This is a genomic window from Chryseobacterium arachidis (assembly GCF_900129245.1).
Lineage (GTDB): Bacteria > Bacteroidota > Bacteroidia > Flavobacteriales > Weeksellaceae > Chryseobacterium > Chryseobacterium arachidis.
This window is the reverse complement of record NZ_FQUT01000004.1, coordinates 1-17,605: the sequence shown is the minus strand read 5'-3', so window position 1 is coordinate 17,605 and position 17,605 is coordinate 1. Positions and strand designations below refer to the sequence as shown.

The window sequence follows — 17,605 nt, the reverse complement described above, 5'->3', positions numbered from 1 at the left end:
ATTATCTGCGAGATAAAAGATTACAAGGCCTTCTGAAAATTTCAGAAGGCTTTTCTTTTCCCAAATTTTATAACAACAACACAAAATTCTATAACATCCATATCAAAGATATTTTTAACTTTGCCTCAATGAAAAAGATTCTTGCCATACTGTTCTCTGTTTTCTACTTCGGCTTTTCTTCCGGAGCAGTATTCAGCGTTCATTATTGTATGGATGAATTCGCTTCTGTCAGTCAGAAGATGGATGATATTTGCAGCAAATGCGGTGTGAAAACCAAAAAAGACTGTTGCAAAACAGAAATTAAACTGATAAAAGTTGATGATTCTCAAAAATCAGATTTTCTTAAAATTGATTTCTTACAACAAATTTCCGAGCTTCCAAAACACGAATTTTTCTTTACAGATCAATCTTTTTCAGCTGCAAAATTTATTCAGATTCAGATCAATGCGCCGCCGGACAGTCAGTCGGTTCCGATCTTTATTTATCATTGTACTTTTAGAATTTAAAATTTGTCAGTCGTTTTGATTTTAAAATTATTACAAACGACACGCCTCGTCGCTTTATGCGATACAATTAAAAATTTGACTAACCTAAAAACCAGCCATAAGAAGAAATGTAATATTCTTTGCTGAGTAAAACGCCTTTGCGAACGAAAAATATTTTCAATCATTTCAAGAAAATCTTTGAGTTCTTTGCGTTAAAATTAGGACTGTCGATAATCAATAAAATTAATTCTAAAATTTAAAACAATGAAAAAATATATCATCACAGCAGTATTCTCTTTATTTTCAATTATTTCAATTTCAGCGCAGTCTAAAAAAGATGCTCAGGTTACCAAACTGTATCAAAACTATATTGCAATAAAATCAGCGTTGACCTCGGATGATGCAGATAAGACTTCAAAAGCGGCTGCGGAATTCATCAAAACGGCATCTGCAATTGATTATAAGCAGGTTTCAGAAGGAAATTTAAATATTCTCAGAAAAGATGCGACAGCTATTTCCGAAGCGAGAACGATTAATGCACAAAGAGAAACTTTTTTCAACCTTTCTGATAATATGATTGCTCTAACGAAACAATTTAAGCTATCCGAAAACCCGATTTACGTTCAGTATTGCCCGATGGCAGACGGAAGCTGGCTGAGCGACGAATCTAAAATCGTGAATCCTTACTACGGAAAATCTATGCTTTCTTGTGGAAACGTGAAATCTACAATCAAATAATAATTATATCTTATTTTAAAATATTAAGTTGTATAGCTTGGATTAGAAACATTATGGAAAGATTTAGATTTCTATAATGACAAGCGTTATAGAAGTTTCCAAATGTTTTAATGAATGACAAAAACCCTAGCCCCGATTGCAACGGCATCCTTTTGTGTAGCAAAGCGGAACAAAAGATATAGTGGAAAGCGGGAAACAGCTTCAAAAGAGTTTAGACAAATTCAATATGTAAAGCATTAAAATTCTGGTTATACAACTTTAAAAAACTTCGAAATATTATGAAAAAGCTAATAATATTTCTGATGCTTCTATTCTCTGTTTTAAGTTTTTCACAAACTACAAAAACCTATTTTACGTGTCCGATGGATCCTGAAGTGGTTTCCTCAAAACCGGGCGATTGCCCGAAATGTGGGATGACCTTGAGGAAAAAAACGGTTATCATAAAATCAAATGTTGTAGCGAAACCGGATGTGAAATCTATACAGAAAGCGGAGATAAGATCGAAAGAAATAAAAAATAAGGTTAATAAGGCTAAGGTTAAGATTGAGATTGAGAAAAAGAATGATGTCAAAAAGGTGAAAAAAGATGAAAAAGCGATTATTGCTACGTCTGCTTCAAATTCTAAAAATAAAGATGTAACGGTATCAAAATCTCATCCTAAACCTCAAAGTCAGTTTCAACCACGAAAATATACTTGTCCCATGCATCCGGAAGTGACTTCCGATCAACCCGGAAAATGCCCGAAATGTGGAATGGATTTGGTGGAAGTTGAGAATAATTCTAAAATCCAGAATCAATCTGAACCAGAATCAAAAAGTTCTGTTTTAAAGAGAAATTCAGAAAATGGAAAAGTAAGTTTCGGCGGAAAAGCGGTTCGTTATGATTTATATGTAAAAGATACGATCGTCAATTTTACAGGTAAAAACCGTCGTGCAATTGCTGTTAACGGAAAATTACAGGCTCCGACTTTATATTTTACAGAAGGAGATACCGCAGAAATTTATCTTCACAATATGCTGAAAGAAAATACAGGTTTTCATTGGCATGGTGTGATTTTACCAAACGAACATGATGGAGTTCCGTATTTAACGACAAAACCTGTAAAACCCGGAGAAACACATTTATATAAATTCAAAATTTCTCAAAACGGAACATATTGGTATCACTCTCATGAAAGTTTGCAGGAACAGATCGGAATGAACGGAATTTTGGTTTTTAATAAAAGAGATGGCGAGCCAAAAGTGAATTACACCAAAGAAATTCCCGTTTTGTTAGGTGACTGGAGCGATGAAAATCCAATGCAGATTGCAAGAAGGCTTCACATGGCCAATACAGATTGGTATGCCATCAAAAAAAATGCAGTACAAAGTTATTGGGAAGCGATAAAGTCCGGAAATTTCGGTACAAAAGCTCTTAATGAATGGAAAAGAATGGAAGCCATGGACGTGAGCGACGTTTATTACGATAAATTTCTCATCAACGGTCAGCCAAGTTCCGAATATTCTCAATTAAAAGCGGGAGATAAAGTTCGGCTACGAGTCGCAAATGGAGGCTCATCAACTTATTTCTGGCTGAATTTCGGAGGCGGAAAAATAAGAGTTGTCGGTAATGACGGGAATGATGTTGTCCCTGTGGAAGTTGACCGTCTTATTGTCGGGGTTTCTGAAACCTACGATATTGAAGTCACAATTCCTGAAAATAAAAGTTTTGAATTCCGAGCTACTTCGGAAGACAGGATTGGTCACGCTTCGCTTTGGTTAGGCTCAGGTGAAAAAGTTGAAGCTCCAAATTTACCCAGATTAAAGCTTTTTGAAGGCATGAAAATGATGAACGGAATGATGGAAATGAGCGGAAATATGAAGCCGATGAACATGACGATGAGTAATCAGATGATGGATATGAATGAAGTCATGTACCCTGAACTTCCTGAAAGCCAAAGAAAAATGACAATGAAACACATGAACGAAATGATGGGAATTAAGACGAAAGAAAAAGAAAAAGAAGAAGACCATTCCAATCATTCCGAAATGAATATGGGTGAGGAAAAATCGATTAAAAGATTGTCTTACAATATTTTAAAATCTCCTGAAAAAACGATTCTTCCAACGGAAAATGTTCGTGAATTAAACTTCAGATTAGAAGGTAACATGAACCATTATCTGTGGACGCTGGATAATAAAACGGTTACAGAAACGGATAAAATTTTGGTTAAAAAAGGGGAGATTCTGCGGATTACGATGTATAATAATTCGATGATGCGCCATCCGATGCACCTTCATGGTCATGATTTTAGATTGATTAATTCTAAAGGAGAATATTCACCGCTGAAAAATGTGGTTGATATTATGCCGATGGAAACGAATACTATTGAATTTGCTGCTAATCAGGATGGCGACTGGTTTTTCCACTGCCATATTCTGTATCACATGATGGCAGGAATGGGAAGAATTTTCAGCTATGAAAACTCAAGACCGAATCCTCAGCTGCCGAACAGAAAGTTAGCCTGGAAAAACTTTTTGAAAGACAACAGAATGATCAGCTCGATGGCAATGCTTGATATCAATAGTAATAAGCTGCATGCTGAGACGATGACGATGTTCGGGCCGAGATGGGCAAACCTGAATGAGTTTCATTCGAATTGGGATGTCAATCATTTTGATGGAAATTTTAAAGTTGGAAGATTCTTAGGAAAATTCCAGTGGGCATTGCCTTATGCAGGTTTCAGAATTCAGAAAAACCATGAAATGATGGAACGACAAATGGCGGAAGATATGGGAATGGATTTTCATGGAAAGAAAACCTGGTTCGGACAGCAAAAAGCCTCAAAAACTAAAGCTGCTTTCATTGTCGGGGCACAGTATGTTCTGCCCATGTTGATTACTGCCGATGCAAGTATTGATCAAAACGGAAAAGTTTTATTGGAATTCAGCAGAGAAGATATTCCTCTTTCCCGTAGACTGAGAGGCAATTTTACGGTGAATTCTGATGGAGAATTCAATACGGGATTGCGTTATATTTTACATAAATATTTGTCAGTTTCCGGAAATTATGATAATGAAATGGGCTGGGGGGCAGGAATTACTTTGACTTATTAAAACTTAGGAACTCAATTTGAGTTCCTTTTTTATTTTTATCTTGATGATTTTGCAAATTACGCAGATTTGAAGTAAATATCTATGAAGATCTGTGAAATCCGTGGGAAGTATTTATATTTCCAAACGAATAACTTTTTCAACCATTTTCTGATTTACTTTTTCAGGAATTAATCTGAACATGAAATTTCGCAAAGAATTTCCTTTTCCCCATTGAGAAATCTGACCGATCTTCCAACTCGTCTTCACAACATGATCAACCTTCTTTCTTCTTATCTGTTGAAATTTTTCAAAAATATGATTAAAGTTTCTGTCGTTTTCCAGCAACTTACCAATAATATAAGCGTCTTCAATCGCCTGACAGGCACCTTGTCCCAGATTAGGAGTTGTGGCGTGCGCTGCGTCACCGATTAAACAAAGATTTTTAGTATGCCATTTTGGGATAGGAGACAAATCAATGATGTCATTTAGAAAAATATTTTCTTGTAGAGTTGAATCAATAATTTCAAGAATTAATGGATGAAAACCATAAAAATTTTCAGCTAAACTATGATAACGTTTGTATTTTCCTTTATTAATGACTGCATACCAATATATTTTTCTAGCAGTCATTCTTACGAAACCAAAACGTTTTCCTTTTCCCCAGGTTTCAATAGCTTCATGATGAAAATTTTCCGGTAAATCAAACTCAGTTAATCCCCGCCAGCAAAGTTGCTGCGTATTGCGTATCATACCGGCTCCGAAAATCTGATTTCTTATTTTTGAATGAATTCCGTCTGCTCCGAAAACAATTTCACTTTTAACTTCGTCTCCGTTTTCAAAGTTCAGAGTGTAGTTTTCTTCTTCTTTTTTAATGGTAGTCAGAGAATGGTTGAGCTTAATATTTTCAAAGCCTATATTTTCTGCCAGAATCCTTTGCAGTTCCGCTCTGTGAATGGCTACATTGCAGGAATTGTATTTCTTTTCAAGTGCGAGAACATTGGTTTTGGAAATAAGTTTCAGCTTTTCATCTGTTATTGAAATTCCGTGAATTTTATTTCCCGCCAGTTCGATTTTCTCTTTTAAATCTAATTGATCAAAAATCTGCATCGCATTGATTGCCATCATAATTCCGGATCCTACAGGTTTTATTTCGGGCGCTGATTCGTAAATGGTAAAATCCAAATGATGTTGCTTCAGAATATTTCCTAAAGTTAAACCTCCAATTCCGCCTCCGATGATTGAGATTTTATTCATTTATTAATTTTTAAATGCCAAGAATATCCGAATGTTTTTTAACAAACAACTGAAAAATATTCGTGCATTCGTGGCAGAAATTTATTTCAGATTTTTCAATTCGATTAGTAATTGATTTTGCTTTCTGATAAAATTCTCTAAACTATCTGTTTTTAAAGGATGGGCTTTTTGGTATTTTTCGATTTCAGGAAGAGTTTTTCTGACTTTGAAAAATGTATATTGATCGTTCAGCTTCATCCTATTTTTATCAACCTGAACAATTAAATCTTTGATACGTTTTATTTTTAGATTATATTTTTCAGAACTTACTTTAATTTCATTCTCAATTTCTTTTTTCAAAATGGAATCAGTAATTGTTCTTGTCAATTGTTGAGCATCGTTATAATAATTTTCATTTTTATAGATGATATGATCGTATTGAGAAGTTACTTTTTCAGATTCTTCGGTAGTTTGAATAAATTTACGATCCAAGTTCTGGAGATTTTTATTATTTTTCATTATTTCAGCGTAGATCTGTTCAACCATATTGCTTTCACGAGCATATAATTTTCTGTTTTTAATTGAACTTATGGAAGATTCTGAATTATCAACTGCATTTTCCACAATAGGTCTGTTTTCCGATTTGTTTTCTCCACAAGAAATAATCAGTAGAAATAGAGTGGAAGTGAGAAATATTTTTTTCATGGCTATCATTTTTTGCTTTTTGGTATCATAAGATCAGCCGGACTTATGGTATATGATAAATCTGGGTACGCAAAATCCAACGATCTGTTTTCCTGACCTCTCAGTTTAAAAAAATCCGATTCCTGCTCTTTATCAGCTAATGTAAACAATTCTCCTGTTGAAAAATAGGGTATGTCATTTTTAAACTGGATACATGTTTTTGAAGTTCTGAATGTTATTCCCAACCATTTATTATCCGTTAACGGCTTCGGATTTTGTTTGGAATCAAGAATAATTTTATGCTGAAATTTTCTATTGGTTTCTACCGAAAATAAAACGACAGAATTGTGATTTAACACAATTTCAAATTCCTCTTCATTTGTTTTATCTTTCACAACCAATTTTCTCAAATGAAATTCTTCCAATTCATCGGGATTTTCATAACACGAGAAAAGAGCAATACAGGATTTTTCATCCAAATCCAGTGCTTGGTCGGAATGAAAATTCATTTTTGAATACGAAGAATCGTAAACTTCAATCAAAGCATTATTAAAATTCTGTTCAGGTAAAGTAATATTTTCAGTCGATATTTTTTCGTTTATGCTATTAATCAAAGAATCATGGATAGGAGAAAAAACAGTTGCCGGAATTGTATATCTTGTTGTCGTTCTCACCACTGCAATATTTCCATCATCCATTTTTACGAGATGATTTCCCAATCTGCCTTTTCCGCTGATTTCAAATTCTGTGGAATTGAACAAATCCTTGAACAAATTTTCTTTAAAAGAAAGTTGAAGCTGATAAAATCCTGAATTATTCATCACTTAAAAAATGGGTTTTTCATAATCTCCTGAATTCATACTGAAATGGATTTTTCCGTATTCAACTACTTTTTCAGACATATTTTCTTCATAGTAAGAATTTCGCAGTTCTTCCTGCAATTCTGGAGTCATTTTCTCCAGCTTGATATAATTGTCATTTTCTTTGATATACGTTTGATTATCAATGTGCATGGCTTCAAGATTTGAACAACGTACAACATAACCCATTCTTATCGGAATTTGCTCAACGCCCAAAGCGGATGGCCTGATTTCATGAGTATATAATCTATTGGTAGACAAAGGGATAATAAATGCAGAATTTGGATATAAAGTTATACTGAATGCTTTTTCCAAAGAATTATCTTCAGCGTTTTTCTTTAATTTAAAATGAAGTCTTGTCAATGCACTTGTCTGCTTATAACAGACATCAAACCTATCTATTTGTGAAGGTTTTAACTGCTCAGAATTCGAATTATCATAGAATGTACAAAACGCGATCAGACCTTCTTTTGGCATATCTTTCGTCTTGTCGGAGTGTGCTTTGATTTTAGCTTTTGCTTCCCTTTCAGAATCAGAATTTTTCCTCTTATTTTCTTATATCTGTACCAATGCATGATTCAAATCCGCTAGGTATTCGAAAGTATCTTGTACACATTCATTCAAAAGATTAATGATTTGAATATCCGTTTCACGAAAATTATCCGTTGGACCAGTCAAATTGCTTGAACATCTCAAAAGATTATAATGAAAAGCTTCATTGCCATTTTCAGTTGTTTCTTTCGTCACTTTGCTTAGATAAATTCCTTTTCTTAAAGCTTTACTTTCTTTGTTGGATTCTGTAAGCTCTTGAAAGTCATGTTCGGATTTAATCTTATCAAAATTATTTCCGCCAAAAAACAGTTTTCTATAATAAACTCCTGCATTACTGACTATAATTGGAACCTCACCTAAACCTACAATCTTAGAATTTTCTGAATTAAATTTCTCATGATTAACTGAAAATTCTTTTATAATATTAATGAAATGAGGCGTTTCATTTAATAAGCTAATATCTCCGCAAATGTAAATTTTCTTATTTTTTAAATTATCACTGAAATCATAAAGAATAGATCCACAGAAATTGTCAATTAAATATTGTAATTCCGAATTGATTTCCAGACTCTTGTTTAAAATGATAAGAACATTTTTATCTTTAGAAATTTTGTTTTCGTGTAGGGTATTCATTTTTTTAATTAAGGATTTGAAGATAGTTTAAAAAAAATTATTCTGATTCATTTAAATAGCGTTCCAGATCAAAATTTTTATTTTTAAAATTTAGATATATTTTCAAGCTTCCATCTGAGTTTTTTATTTGGAGTCTGTTTTTTATTTTTATTTTTGAATCATAGGTATATCTGCAATAGATGCTTGGAAAAAAATCCTGATTTTTTGTAAGTTGAATAATGGGTTTATTAAATGTACAGAGAAAAACATTATCCTCCAAAAATATAATATCAGCTTTTCTATAGCTTATTTTTGATCCAAATTTAGAATATCCTTCAATTTCAGTTTCTATATTAGGAAGTAAGATATATTTTCTATCCTTTATATATTCAAAGAAAAGCCTTCGTTTATATTTCAAGAAAAAATAAATTACAGTATTAATCGCAATCCACAAGAGGACAAATCCTCCAATGAAAAAATATAAATTATTCATTGGATAAAAATAAAAAAGCGGAGCCTGAAAATCAAGCTCCGCCTATACATTGTTTCGTTAAAATTATTTACCCAAGTAAGATTTTAAAATCTTACTTCTGGTATTGTGTTTCAATCTCTTGATCGCTTTTTCTTTGATCTGACGAACTCTCTCTCTTGTAAGATCGAAAGTTTCACCGATTTCTTCTAAAGTCATCGGGTGTTTTCCGTTCAGTCCGAAGTATAATCTTACCAAATCGGCCTCTCTCGGCGTTAAAGTATTTAAAGCTCTTTCGATCTCGATTTGTAGAGATTCAAGCATTAGATCTTTATCCGGACTTGGAGATTCTCCTGAACGCAATACATCATAAAGATTAGAATCTTCACCTTCTACCAAAGGCGCATCCATAGACAAATGTCTTCCGGAGTTTTTCATCGATTCTTTAATATCTTCCTCGCTCATGTCAAGAACTTCAGCCAATTCTTCCGGAGAAGGTGGTCTTTCGTTTTCCTGCTCAAGGTGAGCGTAAGCTTTATTGATTTTATTGATGGAACCGATCTTGTTCAACGGCAATCTTACAATTCTCGACTGTTCTGCCAAAGCCTGTAAAATTGACTGACGAATCCACCAAACCGCGTAAGAGATGAATTTGAAACCTCTTGTTTCATCATACCTTTTTGCCGCTTTCATAAGTCCTAAGTTACCTTCATTGATCAAATCGGGTAAAGAAAGACCTTGATTTTGGTATTGTTTAGATACTGATACTACGAAACGAAGGTTGGCTTTAATTAATTTTTCCAGTGCTGCTCTGTCGCCCGCACGGATTCTCTGTGCCAAATCTACCTCTTCGTCCGCAGTAATTAGTTCTACCTTACCAATTTCCTGCAAATACTTGTCTAATGAAGCAGTTTCCCTGTTGGTAACCTGCTTAGTGATTTTTAATTGTCTCATCTATTTTATCCTCAAAAAAGAGTTTGTATATATTATACGTTTGAAAGAGTAAAAAGGTTACACAGGTTTCAATAATTTTTACTTAATTAAATTAAAATTGAAAAATTAGTTGTAAATTATAGCTCTTACGGCATACAACCGTGATTTCTCCATTTTATTATTTTAAAAATATCCATCTAATTGCCATACTGAAAGGATCTAAGCTCAAATCTTTCCATTCTTTTTTCTAATACTATGCTTAAATGCTTTGACTTCGTTGAACCTTAAGGTTTCGGAATAACAGACGTTGTGGTAAATCATTAAGTGAAAAAATTAGTCTAATTTGTGCTTAAGAAAGCAAAAAAGCGAAACCAAAGTTCCGCTCATATAATTAAAATGAATGATTAAAAATTAATTTAAAACAGTCAACCATTAACCCAATTAAAACAAATCATTCAACCATTTTGCCAGCCTTAAACCTCCATAAAGAAGCTGTCTCTCCATTGTATCATTGAATTTATATTGATAATCGTAAGACAATTTAGAATCGTTTGGAGTCTGTGCATAGATTTTATTGGCAATTTGATGAGAGTCGTACAACCAATCTTCCAAAGTTCCTGTCTGGATTTTCTTTACTTCATCATTCGATTTAATATCAAGAAGAGTTGCATACTCCGTATAGCTGTATTTCTGAGAATCTACTAATTTCCCATCCCAAACTGAGTGCAGATTGGTTTTATCTCCAAAATAAGTAACGTTAATTTTGTTTCCGCCTAAATCTTCCGCTCTCCCAACATGTAAAGGCTGTGCCAAATCTCCCATGATATGAATAAGGAAAATTAAAGCGATCTTTCTGTCTTTTTCAGAAGTTTTTTCATCTTTAATCTGGCTGGATAACGTTTTCACCTGAGTATACAAACTCGGACCCGCCTGCGCTTTTAATTTTTCTTCAAAAACTTTAAAGTCTGTTTGTGGGTCAATATTTACATAATGCCATGCCGAAGCCTGTTTCCAGACACCTGTTGTATCGGATTTAATAAAGTCCGGCCAGTTTGCCCAATATGCAAGGCGCTCTCTCCCCATAATTTTCTTGATCTCTCTTCTTGCCTTCCCGGAAAGATGATTTTCTGCAATTTCTGCGATAATTCTGTGCCCCGTTAATCCCCATGCATAAGAATAAAGCGAAGATGCCATGAATACTAAAACCAGAATTTTAGAATAAATACTTTTCATTGTAAATAACATTTTCAGGGTGCAAAGATACGGTTAATTTAAGGTTCAACTAAAAGTTATGAGAGGCATTTATAAATTTAACTTATTATTAAAATTAGTTTTAAACCAAACATTTTATGAATTTTAGCTTAAATTTTCAAGTCAACTTTCCGTATTTTTACGGATATTAATGAATATTATTCTTTTTAATGTCAATAAATTACTATTTTTAGACTAAAATTAATTCAAAAAATATTTTTTCAATAATTTGAGATATATTATTTTTACAAGCTAAAATCACATGAAACACTATGTATGAGAATAATATTGTAGACATGAATTACAATAAACTGCAGACAGATTTCAAGGCGGAAGCTGTTGCCGTAAACCTTTTAAAATATCAAAGAACGGTAAGCAATATTTTTATTAACCGAATCGGTATTAATGACCGTGCTTACCTGAAAGATATTAAAAGTATTTCGAGCAATTATCTGGGGTTTGATGAAGAAGTTTTCACCATAGAAACCTATAGAGAAGGTATTTATGATTATCTTCCTGAAGGATTGTTTCATCCGCCATCGTTGGGCGCTACCAGAAAAAATGTCGACAGTGTAGTAAGGGAGATCCGCAAACAGAAAAAAGTAGAGGAGGATGCGAGGAAGTTTTTTCAGCCTTTTGAACTGGAAATCTTTTTTACAGAGATCAGTGCCCTGCTTAAAGAATCGGATTTTGAAATTTCGAGCGAAACAGATTCGCTTCTTCATACGATGACTGAGCTTTGGCCTCTGCTCAATATGCTTGATAAAAAAAGTGCCTACATTTTCATTTATATTTTACCCTTTTTTCATCAGATACGTGGAGACAAAAAATGGTTCGAAAAATGTATGAGTGCATTTCTGCAGGTTCCGGTAGAGGTTACTTTTTCTCCGAATGTGATTGACGGCATTGAAGAAGAGGATGATTCGATGTTATTGGGAAATTCAAGATTGGGGGTAACCTACATTCCAAGTGGAAGGCACATGGACGGGCAGAGGAACTGGGTCGTGAATATAGGACCGATTCCTTATACTGATATGAAAAAATATATTCATGGTAGTCCGTTCCGTAAAGTGCTGAAAGCATTGTATGATTATTTTTTACCGGTAAGCGTCGATGTGGAAGAGAATTTTATCACTGAAAAGCAGGAATATTCTTTTGCGCTGGAAGATGATGAAAGAAATGCAAACCGCCTTGGCTATTCTACATTCCTGTAAAATATTTTAAGTATATTTACATTCACCAATAAAAATATTAATTCTAAAAAGACAAATGGAAATTTCTTCAGTTAAAGGGATCTTTTTAAGGTATATTTTAATGCCTTTATTTGCAGTAATTATGATGGTAATTCTTGGAGCCATCAGACGAAATACGCCTGCTATTAAGATCAAAACCATTATTATATACGTTCTTTTATGCAGTTTGTGTCTTGCAATTCCGGGAATTTTCGGGTTTGCAGGAAACCTTTTTAACCCTTATTGGTATCTTATCGCACAGATTATTTATCTTATTTTGGGAATCATTCATGTTAATTTATCAGACAGATATTTTAAGAAACATTTTAATTCGCTTACCAAAAGTATTTTATTTGAATCTATACTTTCAATAGCGTGTATTGGAGCGGGAGGCTATCTTTTTTATCTGATCTTTAACTGGATAAGTAAAGGAACAGGGTATCCAATCATGGCGGCAACAAGCATCATTATCTTTTTGGTTCCGCTGGTATTCCATTATTGCTATGTACAGTTAATCAGCATTCCTGTTGATATTTATAAGACATGGAAATATTCTCCGGATCAGAAACTTCCTGATTTCGACGGGGTTGATTTCGACAGATTAATGGTTTTAAATGTTGAATTAAGTAAAAACCTGGAAGACTCAAACAGATTCAGAATTAAAGCGAAGACTTTACCCACGGGAGTGAGCTTTGGTGATTGGTTCTACAGAGTTGTAGACGATTACAACCATAAAAATCCCAATTCCATCATTCATCTTTCGGATGAAGTAAGAGAGCCTTATTACTGGATTTTTTATACTAAAAAATCATTTTTCAGCTTCAGAAAATATATAGATTTTGATCAGGATATTACCGAGAACAGTATTTCTGAAAACGATGTTGTTATCTGTAAAAGGGTAATCCAACACGAAGAAGAAGGAGTAAGAAAACCACAATCACACACAGTTTAAAACATATTGACTATGATACAGCCTATTAAGCATTTTGCCATCAATTGGGTTGACGGGATGAAAGTTTCCCAGAGACATCTTAATGATCAGGATAATTTTTTAATTGATACCATCAGAGATTCCAATTCACTGATGATCAATACATATAACTACGGACTTCTACCTATTTCAAATGAGTTCACCGACAGAACTATTTTTGATGTTCACAACACAGCAACCAATGATGTTCAGTTGGTTATCAAAAGATGCAGCGCCATTACCATGGCAGGCTACAGAATAGAACTGAACGACAGGAGAGTGAGTGTAAAATCGTTGGCAAAATCCATGCACGAAGAGCAGGCTGACGGAGAATACTATATCCTGATTTCTGTAAATCCTTTCGATAAAGTGCCTTTCGGAGATATTGATCCGGAAGAAATCCCGCCACGTCATCCCAATACACAATCCAATCATCATATCGAATTATTGCCTGTATCTTCGCTTAACAGCAGCTACTCAGGAGGAAATTACCTGATTATCGGAAAAGTAGATCTAAAAGGAAATATTGCGCAGGTAGATTCTAATTTTATTCCGCCTTGTACATCAATTCAAAGCCATCCGGCGCTGCTGGATTATTACAATACTTTTGCAAAATCAATAGGGAACTTGCAGCAGTATGCTTTTAAAATCATTCAGAAAGCTTCACACAAAAATCAGAATACTGCATTGGCTCAGAATGTTAAATTTCTGTGTAATACAATGGTGAATACCTTTGGAGATATGTATTTCCAATTCAGAAATATTACACCATATCAGCCACCTGTGTTTTTAATCGAGTCTTTTGCAAAACTGGCACTCCGCATGTATAATGCCACTCAGGTACTGGTTCCTGCAGAGCTGGAAGAAATGTTGAACTACAGTTTAGAATGGAGTGAAATTGCGCCCCACACTTTATTAAATCAATTATCTATCGTGGCAGAAACGAATTATGATCATCACAATTGTGGAGAACCGTTCTTATACATCCAACAAATGCTGAGAAGCTTGGAAACTATTTTCGCCAAACTTAGCGAACTGGATTATATCGGCCAGAGAAAAGAAAATATCATCGTCAACGAACAGGAAGTTTCCAACAACAACAATCCGAAAAGAGGTTGGAGTGTTTTAGACTAAAAAAATCAATTTCAAAATATAAATCCCGTTATCAAAATTTCGGGATTTTTTGTGTAAAATTGTTGGTCCTTAAATAATTTCGAAGATGGGGCAGATGATGATATTATAGTTTTCATATTCAATATTTAAAAAATTGTCGTAACCTGCTATATCTGAGAAAGATCAATAATCATAGTTTACAGATTATGAATTAAATAAAAATAAAAAATGAACATAGATAAAATAAGACAAGATATCAGAGGACTATCAGACGGAAAAATATTTTTAAACAATGCAGGATCTTCATTAATGCCAATCCCTGTTGTTGATTCTATGATTGATTATTTACAGCAGGAGGAACAGTTTGGAGGATATGAAATAGCGAACAGAAATGCAGAATTACTGGAACAGTTTTACGAAGAAACTGCTAAATTAATCAACTGTAAATCTTCCAATATTGCTTTTGCAACAAGTGCTACAGAAGCTTATGCAATGGCCTTGTCGAGTATTACTTTCAAAGAAGGAGATGTGATCATTACCACGGTAGACGATTATATTTCTAACCAAATTACATTTATTTCACTTAAGAAAAAATTAAATGTAAAAATTATCAGAATGAAAAACCTTCCGGATAACGAATTAGATCTGGAGGATCTTGAAAATCTAATAAAACAATATCATCCCAAATTAATTGCTGTTACACACATTCCCACAAATTCAGGATTGATCCAAAATGTGGAGGCAGTCGGGAAAATCTGCAAAAAATATGATATTTTATATCTGGTTGATGCCTGCCAATCCGTCGGCCAGATGGTAGTAGATGTAGAAAAAATTAGTTGTGATTTCCTGACGGCAACCGGAAGAAAATTCATGCGGGGACCGAGAGGAACAGGATTTTTATATGTATCAGATAAAGTTTTAGAACAAAATTATGCCCCTTTATTATTGGATATGAGAGGAGCTCATTGGTCAGCATTTGATGATTATGAATTATTTAAAACAGCCAAAAGATTTGAGCACTGGGAACTTTCTTACGCATCTTTACTAGGTTTTACTGAAGCTTTAAAGTATGCTAATAATATCGGTATGCATGCGATTGAACATTATAATAAAGGTTTATCCGAAAGATTAAGAGAAAATCTTAAAAACAGTGGTTTCCAGATTTGGGACCAAGGAAATAACCTAAGCAGTATCATTACCTTTTGTAGTCCGGATGGAGATCTTGAAAACATTCAAAAAGTGCTGAAAGAAAGTAATGTATTTTTCTCAGTAACTTATAAAAATTCCGCTTTAATTGATTTTACCAATAAAAACATCAATGGAATTGTACGATTATCGCCACATTACTTTAATACCCTAGAAGAAGTTGAGAAAGTTTCTAATATTTTGAGAATCATTTTATAACAACAATATAAATAGCCTTAGCTTTAAATGAAGGCTATTTTTTTACCAATATTTTATCTGTTGCTTTCCGGCTGAGAATCTCCTGTTTCCCATCAACTTCCACAGTGATGGATTTGTCGAAATTTTCAATTTTGACGACTTTGATTTTCTTATCTAAAAGCAAATTTCTTTCTGTTAAATAATTAAGAAAAGCATCATCAGAAAGGGTCACGGAAGTGAAAACGACAGTTTCTCCAATCTTGCAATTGCTTAATTTCTGTAAATCCTGGGCAATAATATTTCCGTCTTTATCGGGAATAGGCTCTCCATGAGGATCGAATTTCGGATAATCCAGAATTTCATCCATTTTATCAAAGAAAATAGTAGAGTGGACGTGCTCGAGTTGCTCGGCAATCTCATGAACATTTTCCCAGCCAAAGTTCATTTTTTTGACTAAAAACATTTCAGTAAGACGGTGCTTCCTTACGACTAAAGATGCCTCACGACGCCCCTTTTCTGTAACTTTCAAAGGCTTGTAAGTCTCATAGATCACCCAATTTTTTTCTGCAAATTTCTTCATCATGTTATTAACGCTGGGCATTTTTACATTTAAAAATTTGCTCAGTTCATTAATCGTCACCTTTCCTTCATGGTCAACTAAGTGAAACAAGGCTTTCAGATAATTCTCTTCTGTTAATGTTGTTTTCAAAATGTTAGATGATTTTCATTACAAATCTAACAAAATATTATCAATTAATACTGTGTGTTATTTTAAGTTTTTTTAATTTTACTCTATGAAATTTTCATTTAAAAACGACTATTCGGAAGGTTGTCATCCCAATATTTTACAGGCACTTTTACAGTATAATACAGATCAGCAGGCAGGTTACGGAGAAGATGAATACTCTAAACAGGCAAAAAAACTGATAAAAGAGAAAATTAAAAATCCCAATTCTGAAATTTATTTTGTTTCCGGAGGAACTCAGGCTAATTTAATTGTCATTTCTTCGGTTCTAAGACCTTACCAATGCGCAATTTCTGCAGCTTCAGGACATATTCTAAATAATGAAACAGGCGCTATTGAAGCAACCGGACACAAAATTTTAAGTATTGAAAAAGAAGATGGAAAATTAAATCCCGAGGATATTATTCCGATATTGGAAAGTCATAGAAATATACCACACCAGGTGATGCCTAAGTTGGTTTACATCTCTAATTCTACGGAATTAGGAACGGTTTACACGTTGGATGAGCTTACCAAACTTTCGAAATTCTGTCGCGAGAATCATCTTTATCTTTTTATGGATGGAGCCAGAATGGGGCATGGTCTGACTTCAGAAATAAGTGATTTAACCTTAGAAAAAGTGGCGGAACTGACCGACATTTTCTATCTGGGCGGAACTAAAAACGGTGCATTGATCGGAGAAGCAATTGTAATTAATAATCGTGATCTTCAGCAGGATTTCGCATTCAACATCAAACAAAAAGGAGCTTTACTGGCCAAGGGAAGGCTGTTGGGAATTCAGTTTTTAGAATTGATGAGGGAGGATCTGTATTTTGATTTGGCAAAACATGCCAATCAGCAGGCTATGAAAATCAAAAATGCGATGCAGAGAAAAGGAGTCCAGTTCTTGTCGGATACCTATACAAATCAGATTTTTCCCATTTTAGATAATGGATTAATTCAGAAATTATCAGAAAATTTTGAATTCTATGTCTGGAAAAAAATTGATGAAAATTCTTCAGCAATTCGCCTCATTACTTCATGGAATACACCGGATGAACCTGTAAATCATTTTATTGAAATAATAAATAACGAATTATGAAAAATGCAACCTATCTCCGGTTGCATTTTATTTTTAATTAATTGGTATTGTTAAATTAAAATATCTAATTGGTTATTAAGTTTTAAAAATAATAGCTTTAATGAGTTCTCTAACATATATTGTTTTTTAGAATAACACTTTGTCTTTCTTTTAAATCTTGCCAAATAATGTCTGATTCTGGAATTGTAAC

The 17,605-nt window shown here is 33.7% G+C and carries 17 protein-coding genes and 1 pseudogene; 8 read left to right on the top strand and 10 right to left on the bottom strand.

Annotation, left to right across the window (positions count from 1 at the left end; all coding sequences use genetic code 11):
• Nucleotides 1-128 precede the first annotated feature (128 nt).
• The 3 genes from BUA89_RS08665 (at nt 129) to BUA89_RS08655 (ending at nt 4,318) form a co-directional block, all read left to right on the top strand.
• Nucleotides 129-506 (top strand): HYC_CC_PP family protein, encoded by a 378-nt coding sequence (locus BUA89_RS08665; RefSeq protein WP_072955854.1) that lies wholly within the window; start codon nt 129-131, stop codon nt 504-506.
• 243 nt (nt 507-749) lie between these two features.
• Nucleotides 750-1,223: a DUF3347 domain-containing protein gene (locus BUA89_RS08660; RefSeq protein ID WP_072955851.1), complete on the top strand. Its 474-nt coding sequence runs from the start codon at nt 750-752 to the stop codon at nt 1,221-1,223.
• Nucleotides 1,224-1,501: 278 nt separating this feature from the next.
• Nucleotides 1,502-4,318, top strand: a complete 2,817-nt coding sequence (locus tag BUA89_RS08655) for a multicopper oxidase domain-containing protein (RefSeq protein WP_228420543.1) — start codon at nt 1,502-1,504, stop codon at nt 4,316-4,318.
• 111 nt (nt 4,319-4,429) lie between these two features.
• On the opposite strand, the gene BUA89_RS08650 is transcribed toward BUA89_RS08655, so the two are convergent.
• From BUA89_RS08650 to BUA89_RS08620, 8 genes are all read right to left on the bottom strand, one after another.
• Nucleotides 4,430-5,551: an FAD-dependent monooxygenase gene (locus BUA89_RS08650; RefSeq protein ID WP_072955847.1), complete on the bottom strand. Its 1,122-nt coding sequence runs from the start codon at nt 5,549-5,551 to the stop codon at nt 4,430-4,432.
• A gap of 81 nt (nt 5,552-5,632) precedes the next feature.
• Nucleotides 5,633-6,235, bottom strand: a complete 603-nt coding sequence (locus BUA89_RS08645) for a hypothetical protein (protein ID WP_072957063.1) — start codon at nt 6,233-6,235, stop codon at nt 5,633-5,635.
• Nucleotides 6,236-6,240: 5 nt separating this feature from the next.
• Complete coding sequence (locus BUA89_RS08640; RefSeq protein ID WP_072955844.1) at nt 6,241-7,035, bottom strand: alpha-ketoglutarate-dependent dioxygenase AlkB; 795 nt, start codon at nt 7,033-7,035, stop codon at nt 6,241-6,243.
• A 3-nt stretch (nt 7,036-7,038) separates the two neighbouring features.
• Nucleotides 7,039-7,551: a hypothetical protein gene (locus BUA89_RS23295; RefSeq protein WP_228420542.1), complete on the bottom strand. Its 513-nt coding sequence runs from the start codon at nt 7,549-7,551 to the stop codon at nt 7,039-7,041.
• Between the two features lie 78 nt (nt 7,552-7,629).
• Complete coding sequence (locus tag BUA89_RS23290; protein ID WP_228420541.1) at nt 7,630-8,259, bottom strand: hypothetical protein; 630 nt, start codon at nt 8,257-8,259, stop codon at nt 7,630-7,632.
• A 37-nt stretch (nt 8,260-8,296) separates the two neighbouring features.
• Nucleotides 8,297-8,731 (bottom strand): hypothetical protein, encoded by a 435-nt coding sequence (locus BUA89_RS08630; RefSeq protein ID WP_072955841.1) that lies wholly within the window; start codon nt 8,729-8,731, stop codon nt 8,297-8,299.
• 63 nt (nt 8,732-8,794) lie between these two features.
• Nucleotides 8,795-9,661: a sigma-70 family RNA polymerase sigma factor gene (locus BUA89_RS08625; protein ID WP_027385416.1), complete on the bottom strand. Its 867-nt coding sequence runs from the start codon at nt 9,659-9,661 to the stop codon at nt 8,795-8,797.
• 420 nt (nt 9,662-10,081) lie between these two features.
• A complete protein-coding gene (locus BUA89_RS08620; protein WP_072955839.1) occupies nt 10,082-10,873 on the bottom strand; it encodes a S1/P1 nuclease in 792 nt (263 codons plus the stop codon).
• Nucleotides 10,874-11,163: 290 nt separating this feature from the next.
• On the opposite strand from BUA89_RS08620, the gene BUA89_RS08615 reads away from it, so the two are divergent.
• The 4 genes from BUA89_RS08615 (at nt 11,164) to BUA89_RS08600 (ending at nt 15,610) form a co-directional block, all read left to right on the top strand.
• Nucleotides 11,164-12,105 (top strand): type VI secretion system baseplate subunit TssG, encoded by a 942-nt coding sequence (locus BUA89_RS08615; protein WP_072955836.1) that lies wholly within the window; start codon nt 11,164-11,166, stop codon nt 12,103-12,105.
• Nucleotides 12,106-12,160: 55 nt separating this feature from the next.
• Nucleotides 12,161-13,075, top strand: a complete 915-nt coding sequence (locus tag BUA89_RS08610; RefSeq protein WP_072955833.1) for a TssN family type VI secretion system protein — start codon at nt 12,161-12,163, stop codon at nt 13,073-13,075.
• Nucleotides 13,076-13,087: 12 nt separating this feature from the next.
• Nucleotides 13,088-14,227, top strand: a complete 1,140-nt coding sequence (locus BUA89_RS08605) for a hypothetical protein (protein WP_072955830.1) — start codon at nt 13,088-13,090, stop codon at nt 14,225-14,227.
• A gap of 207 nt (nt 14,228-14,434) precedes the next feature.
• Nucleotides 14,435-15,610: an aminotransferase class V-fold PLP-dependent enzyme gene (locus tag BUA89_RS08600; protein ID WP_072955828.1), complete on the top strand. Its 1,176-nt coding sequence runs from the start codon at nt 14,435-14,437 to the stop codon at nt 15,608-15,610.
• Between the two features lie 34 nt (nt 15,611-15,644).
• On the opposite strand, the gene BUA89_RS08595 is transcribed toward BUA89_RS08600, so the two are convergent.
• Nucleotides 15,645-16,298, bottom strand: coding sequence for a metal-dependent transcriptional regulator (locus BUA89_RS08595; protein WP_072955825.1), 654 nt, complete (start codon nt 16,296-16,298; stop codon nt 15,645-15,647).
• Between the two features lie 85 nt (nt 16,299-16,383).
• Here BUA89_RS08595 and BUA89_RS08590 point away from each other — a divergent pair, with 85 nt between their 5' ends.
• On the top strand, nt 16,384-17,415 hold the full coding sequence (locus BUA89_RS08590) for a threonine aldolase family protein (protein WP_072955822.1): 1,032 nt from the start codon (nt 16,384-16,386) through the stop codon (nt 17,413-17,415).
• 50 nt (nt 17,416-17,465) lie between these two features.
• On the opposite strand, the pseudogene BUA89_RS22895 reads toward BUA89_RS08590, so the two are convergent.
• Nucleotides 17,466-17,605 (bottom strand): annotated as a pseudogene (locus BUA89_RS22895) (IS1 family transposase); the annotation flags it as partial.